The organism is Methyloglobulus sp. (assembly GCF_040079455.1).
GTDB lineage: Bacteria > Pseudomonadota > Gammaproteobacteria > Methylococcales > Methylomonadaceae > Methyloglobulus.
Window position 1 is genome coordinate 19,667 of sequence record NZ_JBEBKJ010000016.1, and the last position, 17,387, is coordinate 37,053.

Genomic DNA, 17,387 nt, shown 5'->3' on the forward strand with positions numbered 1-17,387 from the left:
GGATCGGTTTTGACTTCCGCAGGTCGATAACGTCTTCAACCATGTCCGTTAGTAGGGCCGAAAAATAACCGCCAATGTAATAGGATATATCCAAGGGGATCTGTACATCTCACAGGATTCCTCGAATGAGGATCAAGTCGAAAAAATGAATTCTTAAGAATTATCACCAAAAGACTGTAATAGCACTGCATTTTTCGAAGTGCTATCTAAGCTTTAGTTCAGCTCCAATTTGTCGTTACAATTCAACCCGAATCCCAAGCTCAATAACCCGATCCACCGGGATTTTGAAGAATTCTATTGCGCTGGACGAGTTCTGGAACAGGAAGCGGGACAAAGGCCTGCGCCAGACAGGCATCAAGCTGCTGCGCCGGAACGAGATAAATTCCCTACCTACAAAAAACGATACCTTTTTGGGGTCGGTATCCAGCCCTTGCTGCATACATAATTCCAACGCCCGCCGCACGTCTTGCGGCTGCTTAAAACCAAAATAAAGTTTTACGCGGTAAAACTGGCTGTTTTCTCCATACGAACGGATTTTTACCCGATGCGCTTCATCAACATAAGGCTCGTCTTTGGTGACGATAGTGAGCACAATGATCTGTTTATGCAAAACATGGTTATGTTCAAAGTTATGCAAGAAGACTTGCGGCACACCATGTAAGCTTCGGGTCAAATAAATGGCGGTGCCTGGTACAGTCGCTGGCGGATTTTTTTGCAATGCTGCTTCAAAATCCTCAAACAGTACGCGTTTTTCGTTCTGACGTTCTGTTAACAGTTCACGGCCTTTAATCCAGGTTGTCATCGTAAGGAACAACACCGTGGCAATCGCCAATGGCAGCCAGCCACCGGTCGGGATTTTTAAGCTATTGGAGGAAAAAAACAGCACATCAATAACTAAAAAGCTCGACAAAAAAATCACGCTAGCGGTTGTTTTCCATTTCCACAAAGCGTTCATGACGATAAAGGCTAAGATGGTATCGATAATCATGGTGCCGGTAACCGCAATACCGTAAGCGGAAGCGAGTGCGGACGACGATTGAAAGCTTAACACCAGCACAAATACCGAAAACATCAACAGCCAATTGACGGCGGGGACATAGACTTGACCCATTTCATCACCGGAAGTATGGAAAATATCCATGCGTGGACAGTATCCCAGTTGAATCGCTTGCCGTGTAATCGAAAACGCCCCTGAAATGACCGCTTGCGAGGCAATGACGGTCGCCAGTGTCGATAAGATCAACAATGGATATAACGCCCAGGTCGGTGCGAGTAAATAGAATGGATTTTGTATCGCTTCAGGATGACCAATCAACAACGCGCCCTGTCCGAAATAATTCAACAACAACGCCGGAAATACAAAACCGAACCAGGCGTAACGGATCGGTATTAGGCCGAAATGCCCCATATCAGCATACAGCGCTTCAGCGCCGGTGATCGCAAGCACCACCGCACCCATAATCAAAAATCCCTGCCAACCCAATTCCCACAGCAAATGTACCGCATAATAAGGGTTGATAGCCATCAGCACTCCCGGTTCGTGGATAATATTGACTACGCCCATCACCGCCAGCGTCACGAACCAGAAGCACATCACGGGTGCGAATATCTTACCGACCGCGCCAGTTCCCCGGGCTTGAATAATAAACAACACGCTCAATACCGCTATTGTTATAGGTATCACGTAATGTTCCAGTTTGGGGGCGACGATTTGTAAACCTTCCACCGCACTAAGTACAGAAATTGCCGGAGTGATAATACTGTCACCGTAAAACAGAGCCGCACCGAGTAAGCCAATGGTAACAATAAAGCGCATCTTGCCGGGATTGTCGTGCGAGCCGTGCAATGCCAACGTCATTAGCGCCATGATACCGCCTTCGCCTTTGTTGTCGGCACGCATGATGAAGGTCGCGTATTTGATAGTCACCACCAACGTCAACGACCAAAAAACCAGTGATAACACACCCAACACATGGTCTTTATCAATCGGCAAGCCGCCGTGGAAGACTTCTTTGAGTGCATATAACGGACTGGTGCCAATATCCCCGAAGACGACACCAATTGCGCCTAGGGCAAGCGTGGTCAGTTGTTGCTTGGAATGATTTTGTGTATTTGCGGACATTTTAAAATACTTGTTAAAACGTTAAAAAAATGAGTAACCGTCTGCGATTATAGGCTAACAGGGTGTCTTAATGATAGGGAAGCAAATACGTAAATGAAAAGCTACACGCTATTTATAGTGCAAAATAAGCATAGTATTGCACCACCTCGAAGCAATTCTGTTGTTTTTAAGTACATTTTTTTAAACAAAAAACAACACGTCAAAAGCGTTTTGAAGCTTTTAACATACTATAACTCCTTTATAATCAATCACTATTAAGGTTATTCTTCCATTTACAACATGGCTTCTGAGTTATTGGCACATTACGTGCTTAATCTCTTGTTAAGAGTAACTGTCTCTAATAGGACACGCTTTACTGAAAAAGCTGTGGCAAAAACTGACTATTTATCGATGACCGAGAATTTTTTAAAACAGTATTTTTCATGATTAATGGCCGAGGTTGTCATACTTCCGTCATTAACATTCAGTAAGCTAACCCCGTAATCATCGACAACCCTATCGAATCTGGAGGATAAGTAAATGTTAAATGAATTAATTGCAAAAACTACGTTGACTTTATCCAACGTATCCTGGTCTTCATGGTCTGCTGAGCTAAGTGGCGAGTTGGTGGCCTCTGTCCTGTTGATATGTTTTGTCGGTTTATCAAACCTGGAGAATCGCTTTCCAAAGATAAGCCGTCCAGTAAGGCAAACCAGCCTCTCTTATCAAACTAATATTAGTTTGTTTGTTTTTAACAGTCTCTTGATATCGGTATTTTCGGTTTCAACGCTGTTTATAATCGCCGAACATTATTCAAGCAACGGCTTGCTTAATGGCATTTCAAACCCAGCACTAAAAGCAATATTGGCTTTTTTGGCAGTTGATCTGTTGCTGTATTTTTGGCACAAAGCCTGTCATCGTGTGGATTGTTTGTGGATATTTCACCGTGTCCATCATAACGATCCTTACCTGAATGTATCAACGGCATTCCGGTTACATTTTATGGAAATTATTGCCACTAATACCTTGAAAGCACTATTGATTGTTATTTTAGGCATCGATAAGATGCTAGTACTGTCGATTGAAACGGCTGTTACGTTGTTCATCATGTTCCATCACACGAACATCAGCTTTAAATATGAACGTATGTTGGGATACGTGATGATTGTTCCCTTTTTACACAGAGTGCATCACTCAACCGAACGCAGTGAGCATGATAGTAACTATGGCGCGATGCTTTCAGTTTGGGACAGGCTGTTTGGGACGCTATTAGAAGTCGAACCTAAACGCATAGGCATTAAAGGCAACTCGCCGCAGGATGTATATAATCTGATCAAGTTTGGATTTAACCTTGAAAGACCTGCCCACGTTCAATCAGTAAATTTGGACATGATGATCGCCGAGGCCGCTTATTACAAAGCCGAAAAACGCAATTTTTATCCAGGTAACGACCTACGTGACTGGTTGGAAGCAAAAGCGGATATTGTAAGGATCTATGAAAAAAAAACCCATCCAGGGCAAACTGTAGCGGATTATTTTAAAGTTATGCCCCTTAATTTCCAGCAGATATTTAGGCAGCAATCTCTGAAAGGCTTTATGCCAGCGAACTTTCTGTGGCACTAAAGAGGATAGACGGTAAGCTTATGTTTTGTAGAAAATAATATGCTATTCTTTCTTAAATACGAGCCGTTGAACTTAGCCAAGGAAGGCTTCCTTAAAACTACCCATTAGTTATTTATCGGGTAAATTGACCAGAATGTAATAAGATAGGGCTGGTTATTATTTTAGGTGAGCCTGTCATGCGCCGTTTTTTATTGCTATACCTTCTTGCTTTTCCCGTGTTCGCTGTTGACGAACAACCGCCCACGCTTGATCCTGTTCCCGAAGTGCCTGAACCGCCCTTGCCAGTACAGAGCGGGGAAGACATGGAGCCGGACATCACCATTATCCGCAAAGGCAAAAAAACCATTCAGGAGTATCGCAGAGGCGGTAGGTTGTATATGGTGAAAATCATCCCCGATATAGGCCCCCCTTATTACTTTATTGACTCGGACGGCGACGGCAAAATGGATGTCCGTGGCAATGACATGGATAAGGGCAGCCGTGTTAATATGTGGAAAATACTGGAATGGAACTGAGCTTGTGCGCTACCTACTTTTCCTTATAATCCTACGCAATTTAGGTCTCTTACATTTGGGAATATCATCTATAGGAAACCTCTGAAAGCCCCTCTCCCTTGGGGGAGAGCTAGGGTGATGGATATAACTGCTTGATTTTAAATGCTTCACCCAAAACTTCTCCCAGAGGGGGGGTATAGAGATTCCTTATACGTTATTCGGCTATGGTTCGACAAGATGCCCCTCAGTCTTTCGAAGGTCTATGCAGAGGGCTATGTAACCGTTAATTATTGAAAATTTTCAATTTTACGCAAAAGACCTTATTTCATGAAGGTTTAGGAATCTACTCAAAGACGCGCGATATAAGGATCCCACATTTAACGGTTACATAGCTATGCACAAACTCCGTTAGGTAATATACACCTAAATTTTGACCGCAATAGCTGAAAGCAGTATGATACTTCGCGCTAAAAGAAGTAACGAAAACAGTACTTTTGCCAAGTTCATCAATCACCTAACAATAGGAAATCAACATGAGTATTTTAGATGCAGTATTAGGCGTTGTGAAAAGCCAAATCACCAACAACGCAGCACCCGGAGCAGCAGGTGCTGATCACGGCCTGTTGGAATCCGTCATCGGCATGATTAGCGACCCGCAATCAGGTGGTCTATCAGGATTGATAGAAAAAATTTCTGCGGGTGGCTTAGGCGACCAAGTCGCCTCTTGGGTAGGAAAAGGGGAAAACCTGCCTATTTCTGCCGAACAACTCCAGGCCGTATTAGGCTCTTCCTTCGTACAAGGCCTTGCTGAAAAATTTGGCATCAATACCGCTGATGTAGCAGGAAGTTTGACCAGTTTACTGCCCCAAGTCATTGATAAACTGACTCCAGATGGCCAGGTTCCTGGAGATAATAAATTGCTGGAAGCTGGTTTGGCTGGGCTTACCAGTTTGTTTGCTAATAAGTCCGCTTAATCGAAGTAGACCCAAGGCTTGCAGAAATGCAAGCCTTATCGCTCGGATTAGATAATAACTGGGCAATCTTATCGTAAACCGTTCGAGAGGATACAAACATGGAAAAACCCAAAATAGCCGCCGACCATCCCAATGTCTCCGAATTAGCACTAGGCACTCATTACTGGTGTGCATGCGGACACAGCGCAAACGGCAGCTTTTGCGATGGCTCGCATAAAACCACGCCCTTTACACCACTAAAATTTGAAATGACCGAAACTAAAACGGTCGCCATTTGCCAATGCAAACAAACTAAGAATCCACCGTATTGCGACGGTAGTCATAAGACGTTATAAGTAGAGATGGTGTCGCTGCAAACAAGTAATTAAACACTCATGAGAGTACGGGGAAAGAAATATAGCCACCAAAACCGGACAGATTGTGGGTTTTACGGCGTTTGCATTCTCGGCAACCACCGATCGTCAATTCTTACTGCTCTTCACACAATTAAATAGTTTTTGTTCAATAAAAGGCTCTGTTTATATGATTATATTTTTTAGACATATTCCAGACGACTCGGATCCTAGCGAGATTACCGCTTTTATTCAACCCGTCATTAAAGGCGGCTTATTTAAAGCGAAAGGGGATATAAAAAACGTCGAAGTTATAGCACTAAGAGAGGGCAATACGAAATTAGTTGAATTTCACGCCCTGGCTCATATTGAACCGGACGCTGCGGCTTTGCGGGTAATAAAATCACTGCATGGAATGTATTTTAGAGGTATGCGAATTACGGTGCGGCAATACTTTTTACGAAATCATAAAAATGACAAAAGAGATGAGGAAAGACAAGCGATTTGGCAACTTAAAGAAATGCGTACAAATCCCTGTAGACGCAGGGAGTTAGAGATTTATAAAATTGCTACGCCCGAATATTTTTAACCGTCGCTTTTAACGGCGATAAGGTTACTAACCGGAGGGTGTCGAGCTTTGATGGTAAATTTTTTTAGGTGTGGCGATACAACTAATGGGAACCTCTAAAAATTCAAAAAACTCCTTCTCCCTCTGGGATGCCTACATGGATGTAGGTAGTAGGGCAATGCAGGAGCTATTGCCGAGAAGGTTGGGATGAGGGCTTTAAAAACAAGCATTTACAACCCTCACCCTAGCCCTCTCCCAGAGGGAGAGGGGATTTTTAGAGATCCCCTAATGTAGTTTATTGATTGTAAGATGCGATTCGCGGGTATACCTCAGAGCCTGCTCCCACTGGTTTTTAAACCTCAAAGCGATTAATTCCCCGAAATACATAAGCCGGATTTACGCCAAAGGTATCGCGAAAGCTGTGGCTGAAGTGGGTCGAATCTGCAAATCCTGCATTTAATGCGGCAATCGTCATATTATCGGTGGCGTTTAAATTTTCTAATGCCAAAAGCAAGCGCTTCCATGCCCTGAAGCGTCGATAGGGGACATCGGTATGCTGTTTAAATAAATGCAGAAATCGGGATGGCGAAAGATTAGCCCTATCGGCTAAATATTCTTGTGAGAAATTGTGATCCGGTTCATCACAAATTAAGTCGATAGCGGTCTGTACGCGTGGATCGATCACTAAATTCAATGCTCCATCACATCGTAACAAGCTGTCCAAACAGCTTTCAATCACGGTTTTATCGGGATCCAGTTCATAAATCCAGCGCAATTGATTGACCAGCTCATCATCCTGAAAAACTGACAGCGTTTGCTCCGGGCAAGCAAACCGGCGCTTAAAATACAGGAAATCGGAACTGTCCCGTTCAATAAATAGCTTGCCATGTATGCCGCCTTCAAAATCAAGCTCATGCTTGATACCGGCGGGAACAATCGCACAGCGACAGCTTTGCCATGCACTGTCAGCAATTTTTATTCTAAACGGTCGGTAAATTCCTACATGCAGGGCTACGGTTGCATAGGCGTGCGCATCCAGTTGTACTGACGGGCCGAAATAAAGCGATCGGCCCGGCCAGATAAATAAGCGCATATAAGCAGGATAAAGTTTTAGCATAGCCAGTTCATACAAGATTTTAGTGTGATGATCTGATTATAATCCGTCCAGCTGATTTTACTCAGCTTTACCCGCCATAAACGATACCGCCTACAGTTAAGGAAATCCCCTATTTTGCTGGAGCCGTTCTCTTAACGGTGGAAAGAGACTCTAAACAAGGAACCTACTATGAATGTTATTGAATTTAAGTCACGCTTTGCTGAATTACTGGCTAATGTTGCGAAGGATGTTATTAATGATCATCACTTATTTGATCTGCCATCCAACCAAAAACCCTGGTTTGATACCGGTCTTGATGTTGCAGCCGGTACTAACTTAACCTCTTTTGCTGCGGGTAAAACCCAATTTAAAGACCTGCCCATCACGCTGGAGCCCAACTTTCAGCTGTGGTTTCGTATCGGCCAGGACGGCGAGATATTTCGTGGCACTCGCGATAGCCATAGTTTTACCGTAGAGCAATCGGGACGGCTTTATCTGGCCAGTTATTTTCCGGGGGAATGGTGCAGCAAAACAGGCGAACTGGCAACCCCGGATGAAGTGTACGATATGGTGACAGGTAACTTGGCCGTGCTACTTATAAACTGGCAAGGCAATATGCTGGATGGTTTACAAAATATCGCCAAGCACGGTGACGTGAATAATCTGATCGCTATGGAAATTGACCGGTTGGTTGCGCCGATTGTTACGCCGGAAGGCTGGGATTATCTGTGGTTTACAGGGCCTGCCGAAATTTACCAAGCCCGTGCAGTCCCGATAAAAAAATCGGCAATCTGTTGCCATACGCACAATGATGGTGGCTTGTTGCAAAAGCCGGTTTTCCTGCCATTTAAACCGAACACCCGCTTGCGTTGGTCGTGGAAAATAGATGCGCTGCCTTCCTCGGTACGTGAAGATACCCTGCCAACCCACGACTATTTAAGCATCGCGGTCGAATTCGATAACGGGCAGGACATTACCTATTACTGGAGCGCCGAACTGCCGCCAGAAACCGTATATCGCTGCCCAATACCGACTTGGACAGCCCGCGAGACTCATGTTGTCATCCGTTCCGGTTTGCAAGGCTTGGGTGTATGGCTAAATGAAGAGCGGGATGTTTATCAGGACTACAGTGACGCAATCGGTGGCGTAATCCCGGGTAATATTGTTAAAGTCTGGCTGATTGCGGTCAGTCTTTTTCAGCATGAAGAAGGCGTGTGTCAATACGCAGACATCAGTTTCTTGAGCGATGCTCGGATAGTGCCTGTGCAATAAATGTGTCAACAGGAATGAATGAAATTTATTGCCCTAATACTGGTTGTTTATCTGAGTTTTAGTCATCCGGTTAATGCGGAACTCCGCAGCTCCCATTTTTGACATCGTGACCTGTCGCCCGTCCGCCCGAACGTTGTGCTTGCAGCCTAAGCACCGCCTCCTTAAACTGGGCTTCCTGGCTGGACTCCAGCTTCTGTTTTGCGCCGCTGCGCCTTTGTTTGTGCAAAGGCATGAAAATCATGCGATTGCAGTGCTTCAGGTAATCGTCTTCGGTATGCGATGGTTACCTCCTATCTTTAAGCTTTACTTGAAAATTGGATTATAACCCCATGCTATCAATATGAAAACTTATTAGGATTGGTATAACTCGACGCAGACTGCGTCCCGCCTGTTGTGTGTTTTATTTTTGCACATGTCACAGCCTTCTGAGTAGCTTGGTTCTTAGAGAGCTGGAAACCTGTAAAATTGCGGAAGCTTATGGGTAATCAGGTAGTTTTAAGGGTATTGAATAACTGGCATTTAAGTTACCTGCTTTAGCGTATGCTGTGCGATCATCAGGTTTTCATCGGTTGCCAGAACCCAAGCGGATACTTTTGAGTTTAGCGTTGATATTTGCTTAACCTCGGTTTCATTGGCAGATTGGTCAAGTTCTAGCCCCAGCCATGCCGTTTGCTGGCAGATTTTTGCGCGAATTACGGCGGAGTGCTCACCAATTCCACCAGTGAATACCAGAGCATCAAGGCCACCGAGTGCTGAGGTCAAAGAGCCTATTTCGCGTCCGATGCTATAGACGAACAATTCAATCGCCTCCCAAGCGCACGGGTCGTTGCTGGAAAGCAGCGTACGCATATCGCTAGAAATGCCGGAAACGCCTAGCAAACCGGATTGATGGTAAAGCAATTGCTCCATAGCGCGTGCATCCATGCCGTAATGATCCATGAGATAAAGCAACACGCCAGGGTCAATATGGCCACAACGGGTACCCATGACGAGGCCATCGAGAGGAGTAAATCCCATCGTGGTGGCGATACTGCGACCATTTTGTAGCGCACACAAACTAGCACCGTTACCCAAGTGGGCGACGATGATACGTGCAGATGTAATTGATGGATCGAGCGTGGGCAATATAGAGACAATATATTCGTAAGACAGTCCGTGGAATCCGTAATGGCGCACACCTTCATCGAAATAACGCCGAGGTAGCGCAAAACGTTGGGCGACATCGGGCTGTGTTCGGTGGAATGCGGTATCAAAACAGGCTACTTGCGGCAAGTTTGGCATGATTTCCTGGAACGCACGGATCGCCGCGAGATTATGTGGTTGATGGAGGGGAGCCAACGGAACAAGTGCTTCCAGATCATTTAAAACTTTTGCATCAATCAGGACAGGCGCTGAGTAGTATTGTCCACCGTGGACGACGCGATGCCCTACTGCCAGTAATGTGACATCTGCGAAATAATCCCGTAACCAGGCGCGGATGCTAGTGATTGAGCTCGTGTGATCGTGAACTTCGTCAACAGAAAGCTTACGTTCAACCAATACGACATCATTAGGATTCATTACCGTGAAGTTCGGCTGGTTGCCGATGCCTTCAATTTGCCCAGTGACAACTACAACAAGCTGGTTTGATGACGCATCCTTTTGGTAAACAGCGAACTTGATGCTTGATGAGCCAGCGTTGATGACTAGTAAATAGTTATTCATGCGCTCTTGTATTTATCTTTGCAACGATTACGTCCCAGCACGTTCGCGTAACTCACGCAGCATATAATTGCGATCGCCCAAGACTTCCAACATTGGCCCATGGACATCGAACTTAATAATACTTACTGAGGCAGCTGGTGCGTCAATGCGATCCCGGTAACGCCCTAGATCGATGCCCATCAGGCTACACAGGATTATTCTAATCGTAGCCTTATGGGACACCACCAAAACGTTGCCATCCTTATGGCTGGATTCGATTTCGGCAACGATTGGAAGTGCGCGGCTAGCAACTTGAACGGCGGTTTCACCATTGGTCGGTGGATTCCACGCCGGTTCAGTCAGCCAGCGGATATAATCTTGTTCGTAATGAAGTTTAACCTCTTCCTGTTCTCGGTCTTCCCAGTCGCCGTAAGCAATTTCTCTTAGTCCATCCCTGATCTGCATAGTTAGACCCAAGACATCGCACAAAGGCTGTGCTGTTGCGATTGCCCTTTTCATCGGGCTGACATAGACATCTTCCCAAGCTATGGAGCGATACGAGCCGGCAAAAGCCTCTGCCATCTGGCTACCTTCGGCTGTCAATTCTGGATCAATTGCACCACAAAAAGCGCCCTGTTTACTGTATTCCGTCTCACCATGACGGAGAAAATAAATTTTTAGGCTCATAATAATTAATCCCGCGACATTATCTTAGTAAGGCCAGTGCCACTTATCTTCTTCCGGCCTGTCAATGCCATGCTCATAGGCATAGTTGCGACACTCGATTTGCAGGTCGCGTAACTTCTGTTTTACATGTGCGCCGGACACCAGTAATGACGGAATGCGGTTGATCGCATCAATCGCCAAACTAAAGCGGTCGGTTTCGTTCTGGATAGCTAGTTCCAGCGGCGTGTTGATACTGCCTTTTTCCTTGTAACCGCGCACATGCAGATTATCGTGATTATTACGGCGATAAGCCATCCGGTGGATCAGCCAAGGATAACCATGAAAGTTGAAAATAATGGGCTTATCTAACGTAAACAGGCTGTCGAAATCACGATCCGAAAGGCCGTGGGGATGCTCAGTGCTGGGTACTAATTTGTATAAATCCACCACATTGATAAATCGAATCTTGAGTTGCGGAAAGTGTTCCCGCAACAAAACAATGGCTGCCAAAGCTTCTTTGGTCGGAATATCGCCCGCACTCGCCATGACTAAATCTGGTTCATGGCCATTATCATTGCTTGCCCATTCCCAAATGCCGATACCCTTGGTGCAGTGTTTAATTGCTGCGTCCATACTCAGGTATTGCAGGTGCTTCTGCTTGTCGCAGACAATCACATTGATATAGTCGGTGCTGTTTAGGCAATGGTTAGCAACGGACAGCAGGCAATTCACGTCCGGCGGCAGATAGATACGGGTCACTGACGGGCTTTTGTTGACAACGACATCAAGAAAGCCCGGATCCTGATGGGTAAAGCCATTGTGATCCTGCCGCCAAACGGTCGAGGTAATCAGTAGGTTGAGCGATGAAACCGGAGCACGCCAAGGCACTTTCTTGGACATGGCAAGCCATTTGGCATGCTGGTTAAACATAGAATCAATGATATGCACAAAGGCTTCATAAGTTGAAAAGAAGCCGTGGCGGCCTGTTAGCAAATAGCCTTCCAGCCAACCTTCCAGTGTATGTTCGGACAGCATTTCCATCACGCGACCATCCGGCGACAGTTCGCCGCCATCAGCATCCTCGGGTAGATAATCCGCCAGCCAAGTTTTCTTGCTGACTTTGTAAATATCATCCAGCTTATTGGAGGCGTTTTCATCAGGCCCGAACACGCGGAAATTGTTCATATTGTCGCGCATAATGTCGCGCAAGAACTTACCCAGCGGACGCGTGTTTTCCGCCGTGACTTTGCCAGGGCCCTCCAATGCCAAGGCATAATCTTGAAAATCCGGCATCCGCAACGCTTTTCGGAGCAGGCCGCCGTTAGCATGGGGATTTGCGCTCATACGCCTTGTGCCTTTAGGTGCAAGTGCCTTAAGTTCAGGAATTAATCGACCCGTTGTATCGAATAATTCTTCCGGTTTATAACTGCGTAGCCAGTCTTCAAGCATCTTTAAGTGAGCTGGATTTTCTTTCATGCCAGCAAGCGGCACTTGATGTGAACGCCAAAAGCCTTCTACTTTGTGACCATCGACCTCTTTGGGGCCTGTCCAGCCTTTTGGGCTTCGGAATACAATCATCGGCCAACGAGGTCGGGTTGGGATGCCGGTTCGGCGTGCTTCTTCCTGGATTCGCCGGATTTCCAGCACGCAGGTTTCAAGCACACTTGCCATGAGTTGGTGCATCGTCTCAGGATCGCTGCCTTCAACAAAATAAGGTGTATAACCGTAGCCTTGAAATAGCTTTTCAAGTTCTTCGTGGGAAATGCGCGATAATAGGGTCGGATTACTAATCTTGTAACCGTTCAGATGCAAGATCGGCAGCACGGCACCATCGCGTATCGGGTTAAGGAATTTGTTGGAATGCCATGACGTTGCCAAAGGCCCAGTCTCGGCCTCGCCATCACCTACCACTACCGTTACCAGCAAGTCGGGATTATCGAATGCCGCGCCGTAAGCATGGGAAATGCTATAGCCTAGCTCCCCACCTTCATGGACAGAGCCTGGCGTTTCTGGAGTACAGTGGCTACCGATACCGCCAGGGAAAGAAAATTCCTTGAAAAATTGCAGCAAGCCCTCTTTATCTTCGCTTTTATTCGAATAAATTTCCGAATAAGTGCCTTCAAGATAAACCGGGGCCAAAACGCCAGGCGCACCGTGGCCTGGACCTGCCAGAAAAATGGCATTCAGATCGTACTTGGTAATAAGGCGGTTCATGTGGATGTAGATAAAACTCAAACCAGGGCTTGACCCCCAATGCCCTAAGAGCCTGTTCTTGATATGTTCCGGTTTGAGCGGCTCCCTCAGCAACGCATTGTCTTGGAGATAAATCATACAGGCCGCCAGATAAGTACAGGCGCGCCAATAGGCGTTAATGCTGTTTATCTCATCTGAACTCAGTGGTGTGAAAACTGGCGTTACAGTTATCGATTTATCCGGTGTGGTCATAAGGCAACTCTCTTGAGGATTTCATGGGGTCACAAACTGTTCATCGTTAACAAAGGTGTGTTTAGCTATTCATTAGGCAGTCTACTTGTTGTTTCACGTCAGTTGCAAACTTAATATCTATACGTCGCAAATACTGTTCACCGACTTAACGCCTCACTGGAGACTCCCTAATCGTTCCTGAGCCAGTGGATAACACCGTCACGCGCCAAATCGTATTGCCCACATCATCGGCGACCAGCAACGCCGCTTGCTTATCGAGTGCCACCCCTACAGGTCTCCCGTAGGCTTCGTCATCTTCTTTAACAAAGCCAGTCAGTACATTGATCGGTTTTCCGAAAGGCTTGCCAGCTTTGAAAGGCACAAAAATTACTCGGTAACCGCTGTGTGGTTCTCGATTCCATGAACCGTGTTGACCAATGAAAACTCCGTTATTGAATGGGGCTGGCCATGCAGCACTTTTGGAATACACTAGCCCTAATGACGCGGTATGCGGTCCAAGTGCATAGTCCGGCATCCTTGCCTTAGCAACCAAGTCAGGTCGTTGGGGCTGCACACGTTCATCCAGGTGCTGGCCATAGTAACTATAAGGCCAGCCGAAAAAGCTCCCATAAGGCACTGATGTCAGGTAATCGGGAACCAGATCACTACCAATTTCATCACGCTCATTGACCACAGTCAAAAGTGTTCCGCTATCTGGTTCCCAGGCTAATCCATTAGGATTGCGCAGGCCGGACGCGTAGATACGGTAACTTCCGCGCTTAGGATCAACTTCCCAGATGGCGGCTCGGTCAACTTCTTGATCCATGCCGTTCTCAGCAACATTGCTATTCGATCCCACTGTTACATAGAGCCGTGACCCGTCCCTGCTGGCGATAAGATTCTTAGTCCAGTGGTGATTGATTAGTCCGGCTGGTAGGTCTATTACCATCACCCCAGGTTCAGTAATCTGGGTTTCGCCTTCGGTGCAGGGAAACCTTACTATCGCATCTGTATCCGCCACATAAAAATCATTGCCTATCAATGCCATGCCGAAAGGCGAGTTTAATCCTTCGATAAACACTGTCCGCAATTCCGCTACGCCGTCACTATCAGCATCGCGTAACAAAGTGATGCGGTTGGCACTAGGTAAACCTGCGCCAGCTTTGTTCATTGTCCAGTTCATGATCCAGCCTTTGATGCCTTGGCTGTCTTCGGACTTGGGTGGCGCATTGGTTTCGGCGACTAATACGTCACCGTTAGGCAATACATAAAGCCAGCGCGGGTGATCCAGTCCGTTGGCAAAGGCATTAACGGTCATTCCAAACGCAGCTGTTGGCTTTGTATCCATAGGCCAACCCACAGCTTGTGCAATATTTATAGTGGGTATCAATGTCGTTTTGGGCGGCGGCAATTCGGGATTGGCGCCGCTACCTGCTGATACCGACAACTGTGCAACATCGCCACACGCCGTTAGCGCTAACGCAACCAACGCTAACAACAAATGTTTTGGGTACATGGACATAGAGTTTGAATAGGACACGATTAAATGCTTAGTGCTGGCTGCCCGCCATTTTCCGGCAACTTTCGGCGCAGGCTTTACAGGCTTTAATAACGCATTCATCCATACCGCCAATTTTCTCGCAATTCACCGCGCATGCGTCGCAAACTTCAGCGCAGACTTCACAAACACGACCGTGAAAAGGCGAGCTACTGAGCTGGAAATTAGCCGATGTTTGGCAGATCTCGGCGCAGTTCACCATAAGGCGAAAGTGTTCTGCTTCAACATGTTTTCCACCCGCCTCAAGGCAGTGGTTCATGGCGGTTTGCAGGCAGACTTGATGGCAATGGTTACATGCTTCTATACAAGCTTGCATGGACTGTTCATTGTGGGTTGATTGATGCATGGGACTCTCCTAAAGTAACGTGAAAAAGCTTGTTAAAAGTTAGAGGGCTGATCTCAGCCGATTTGATTTGCTAGATTAGTCGGTGGAAACCTTGTTCTTAGTGGCTTTAGTCTCAATTTTGACTTGAGCCGTGCCATCTCCTTTCATATCGATTTTGTTAGCTGCCGCGCCGGAAAGGTCGATGACACGACCATCGGCATAGGGGCCGCGGTCATTAATCCTGACATCGACTTTCTTGCCATTCTCAAGATTGGTCACTTTCGCTTTAGTCCCCATCGGCAAAGTCGGATGGGCGGCCGTCATCTCTTTTTGGTCGTAAGTCTCACCATTGGCGGTCTCCTTACCTTGAAATCCGGGGCCATACCAAGATGCCTCACCGACCTCTTTTTTAGCAGGTTTGGTTTCCATGCTCCCTGACTGTTGCTGCGGTTGCTTGCCTTGCTCGCCCGAATCTTTGGAGCCGCAGCCGGAAACGACCAAGGCACTAACCAGGGTAACTTGTAAGACACCGGCAAGCCATTTGCGTGGGGTTATGGCATCGTAGTGTTTAACTATTTGATTTAACATATTCTCTCCTATCGGGGAATTTTGATGCCTAGGTCGCCAGACACACAACCCAAGTATCATTGGGTATTTCCGGCGCTCATTTCATGCCGTAGCACCACGTTACGCCTAATCCATCGGGTAGGTCTGTACGATAGCGTACAAATAGCGGAGATTTGTTAGGTTATAGGGGTTAACGTCTTAGTGCCCGATATAGCTTATGGAAAAAGTAGCATGTTCGTGTAAGCGGCATCAAAAATCGGCATCCACTCCTGCGTATTTTTAGCCGCTACTTCAGGCCAAAATACGCTCGTAAATTTCTTTATCAACCCGATAACACTCACATGAAGCGGCTTCCAAACCGGCGCGATCAAGAATTGTGATGTCTCCGCGTTTGTAGCTGATGAGCTTTTTCTTCAGTAGCGAATTTGCCGCTTTGGTGATTCCAACTCGCCGCACACCCAAAATATAAGCCAGGAATACGTGGGTAACATGGAAGCGGTCGGAGTGCGCTCGGTCTTGCGTCATTAACAGCCAACGGGCAAGACGCGCCTCCACCAGATGGTAGCGTGTACAGATAGCTGTTTGTGCAAGTTGCCTCATAGTGATATAAAGGTAGTGCTTCAATTCCAACTGTAATGCAGGGCTTCTTTCGAGTTCATAGAGAAACGATGATGCAGTCATTCGCAGTGCCGAACCTGCTCCCTGAACCAAAGAGTAGAATGGTGCGACATTAACACCCAACATAAGGCTAACTCCAAGTATACCTTCATTACCGACTAGCCCCACTTCGAGATTGGCGCTGCTATCGACAGATGTCACCAAGGAAATGAAGCCTCCGGTCGGGAAGTAAACGTGCAAAACAGGTTCATTGGCACGATAGAGCACTTCGCCAAAAATGAGTTCGATGGCTTCACAATTCGCTAGCAATTGTTCACGATCCTTAAAGGGTAAGGCATCCAACAGACGATTTGTAATCTGGTTAACTTGAGTGGTCGTCATGGGTGATCTCTTATAATATTCAGGTAGCTCGACAGCTTACCCAGAAGATGGCAATCCCCTATCTAAGCTTGCAAGGGAAAACACCTCCGATGTCGGACTCAACCTTACCCCATCTGCATTTTGCCGTCTGTACGTTAACGCACTTACATTTGTTTAACTGAAACAGCGCGACAAACATTGTCAATCCCGTTATGTACGGTAGCAGACGGACATTAACTAAAAATAGCCGTATCCTCCAAACCACGGTACAAACATCGCAAGCCATTTTGTCGATACTAAATGGCATCGAACCAGAACCAATAATCGTTTGCTTATGTCCGTATATGACGACATTAATCGCCATACAACCATCGAATGAGAGGTATATACATGATCTGGAATCATATTAAAGTTAACTTGAAAGACTCAATAAATAATATCAAGGAACAATGGATTTGGTTTGTAGACGATCAAATAGATGTGATCGAAGGGAAGCGCAATCACTTTTGCGGTAAGACGCAGATAATCTACGCGATTGACAATGACGAAGCAGAAAAACGCTTGGCAGAATGGCAGAAGCTCCAAAGGGAAAAGTTTCTGAGCTAATAAGTGCATTAGCGACTTGGAGTTTACGAACTTTCGTAAAACTACGTTTTCCCAAAAATGATTGAATAGCCCAAGGATGGGCTTTTCAATATGCACTCCACTTAGCCATTATGAATTAGT

General features: G+C 46.3%; 17 protein-coding genes. 7 read left to right on the forward strand and 10 right to left on the reverse strand.

Annotated features, from left to right (window positions below; genetic code table 11):
• Positions 1-235: 235 nt before the first annotated feature.
• Positions 236-2,122: a potassium transporter Kup gene (locus tag ABL924_RS05715; RefSeq protein WP_349026110.1), complete on the reverse strand. Its 1,887-nt coding sequence runs from the start codon at positions 2,120-2,122 to the stop codon at positions 236-238.
• Positions 2,123-2,641: 519 nt separating this feature from the next.
• Between ABL924_RS05715 and ABL924_RS05720 the strand changes: the two genes are divergently transcribed.
• The 5 genes from ABL924_RS05720 to ABL924_RS05740 all read left to right on the forward strand — a co-directional run bounded on the left by ABL924_RS05720 (position 2,642) and on the right by ABL924_RS05740 (position 6,113).
• Positions 2,642-3,724 (forward strand): sterol desaturase family protein, encoded by a 1,083-nt coding sequence (locus ABL924_RS05720; protein ID WP_349026111.1) that lies wholly within the window; start codon positions 2,642-2,644, stop codon positions 3,722-3,724.
• 176 nt (positions 3,725-3,900) lie between these two features.
• Positions 3,901-4,239 carry a DUF2782 domain-containing protein gene (locus ABL924_RS05725; protein ID WP_349026112.1) on the forward strand — a complete coding sequence of 113 codons (339 nt, stop codon included), beginning with the start codon at positions 3,901-3,903 and terminating at the stop codon, positions 4,237-4,239.
• 512 nt (positions 4,240-4,751) lie between these two features.
• Complete coding sequence (locus ABL924_RS05730) at positions 4,752-5,192, forward strand: YidB family protein (protein WP_349026113.1); 441 nt, start codon at positions 4,752-4,754, stop codon at positions 5,190-5,192.
• Positions 5,193-5,290: 98 nt separating this feature from the next.
• Positions 5,291-5,527 carry a CDGSH iron-sulfur domain-containing protein gene (locus ABL924_RS05735; protein ID WP_349026114.1) on the forward strand — a complete coding sequence of 79 codons (237 nt, stop codon included), beginning with the start codon at positions 5,291-5,293 and terminating at the stop codon, positions 5,525-5,527.
• 85 nt (positions 5,528-5,612) lie between these two features.
• Complete coding sequence (locus ABL924_RS05740; protein WP_349026115.1) at positions 5,613-6,113, forward strand: RNA-binding protein; 501 nt, start codon at positions 5,613-5,615, stop codon at positions 6,111-6,113.
• Between the two features lie 331 nt (positions 6,114-6,444).
• Here ABL924_RS05740 and ABL924_RS05745 read toward each other — a convergent pair whose 3' ends face one another.
• On the reverse strand, positions 6,445-7,209 hold the full coding sequence (locus ABL924_RS05745; RefSeq protein ID WP_349026116.1) for an AraC family transcriptional regulator: 765 nt from the start codon (positions 7,207-7,209) through the stop codon (positions 6,445-6,447).
• Positions 7,210-7,377: 168 nt separating this feature from the next.
• Here ABL924_RS05745 and ABL924_RS05750 point away from each other — a divergent pair, with 168 nt between their 5' ends.
• On the forward strand, positions 7,378-8,460 hold the full coding sequence (locus tag ABL924_RS05750; RefSeq protein ID WP_349026117.1) for a DUF3047 domain-containing protein: 1,083 nt from the start codon (positions 7,378-7,380) through the stop codon (positions 8,458-8,460).
• 70 nt (positions 8,461-8,530) lie between these two features.
• Here the strand turns inward: ABL924_RS05750 and ABL924_RS05755 are convergent, their stop codons facing one another.
• From ABL924_RS05755 to ABL924_RS05790, 8 genes are all read right to left on the reverse strand, one after another.
• Positions 8,531-8,701, reverse strand: a complete 171-nt coding sequence (locus ABL924_RS05755; protein ID WP_349026118.1) for a hypothetical protein — start codon at positions 8,699-8,701, stop codon at positions 8,531-8,533.
• A 278-nt stretch (positions 8,702-8,979) separates the two neighbouring features.
• On the reverse strand, positions 8,980-10,164 hold the full coding sequence (locus ABL924_RS05760) for an acetate/propionate family kinase (RefSeq protein WP_349026119.1): 1,185 nt from the start codon (positions 10,162-10,164) through the stop codon (positions 8,980-8,982).
• Positions 10,165-10,191: 27 nt separating this feature from the next.
• Entirely contained in the window at positions 10,192-10,830 is a 639-nt protein-coding gene (locus ABL924_RS05765) for a histidine phosphatase family protein (RefSeq protein WP_349026120.1), read from the reverse strand.
• A 24-nt stretch (positions 10,831-10,854) separates the two neighbouring features.
• Positions 10,855-13,254, reverse strand: coding sequence for a phosphoketolase family protein (locus tag ABL924_RS05770; RefSeq protein ID WP_349026121.1), 2,400 nt, complete (start codon positions 13,252-13,254; stop codon positions 10,855-10,857).
• Positions 13,255-13,399: 145 nt separating this feature from the next.
• The gene (locus tag ABL924_RS05775; protein ID WP_349026122.1) at positions 13,400-14,854 is read right to left on the reverse strand and encodes a sorbosone dehydrogenase family protein; all 1,455 of its coding nucleotides are present in this window, start codon (positions 14,852-14,854) and stop codon (positions 13,400-13,402) included.
• Complete coding sequence (locus tag ABL924_RS05780; protein WP_349026123.1) at positions 14,784-15,137, reverse strand: four-helix bundle copper-binding protein; 354 nt, start codon at positions 15,135-15,137, stop codon at positions 14,784-14,786. Before ABL924_RS05780 ends, ABL924_RS05775 begins: the two co-directional genes overlap by 71 nt.
• 75 nt (positions 15,138-15,212) lie before the next feature.
• Complete coding sequence (locus tag ABL924_RS05785; protein WP_349026124.1) at positions 15,213-15,704, reverse strand: septal ring lytic transglycosylase RlpA family protein; 492 nt, start codon at positions 15,702-15,704, stop codon at positions 15,213-15,215.
• Between the two features lie 270 nt (positions 15,705-15,974).
• Positions 15,975-16,682, reverse strand: coding sequence for a Crp/Fnr family transcriptional regulator (locus ABL924_RS05790; protein WP_349026125.1), 708 nt, complete (start codon positions 16,680-16,682; stop codon positions 15,975-15,977).
• Positions 16,683-17,051: 369 nt separating this feature from the next.
• Between ABL924_RS05790 and ABL924_RS05795 the strand changes: the two genes are divergently transcribed.
• Positions 17,052-17,267 (forward strand): hypothetical protein, encoded by a 216-nt coding sequence (locus tag ABL924_RS05795; protein ID WP_349026126.1) that lies wholly within the window; start codon positions 17,052-17,054, stop codon positions 17,265-17,267.
• The last annotated feature ends 120 nt before the right edge of the window (positions 17,268-17,387 follow it).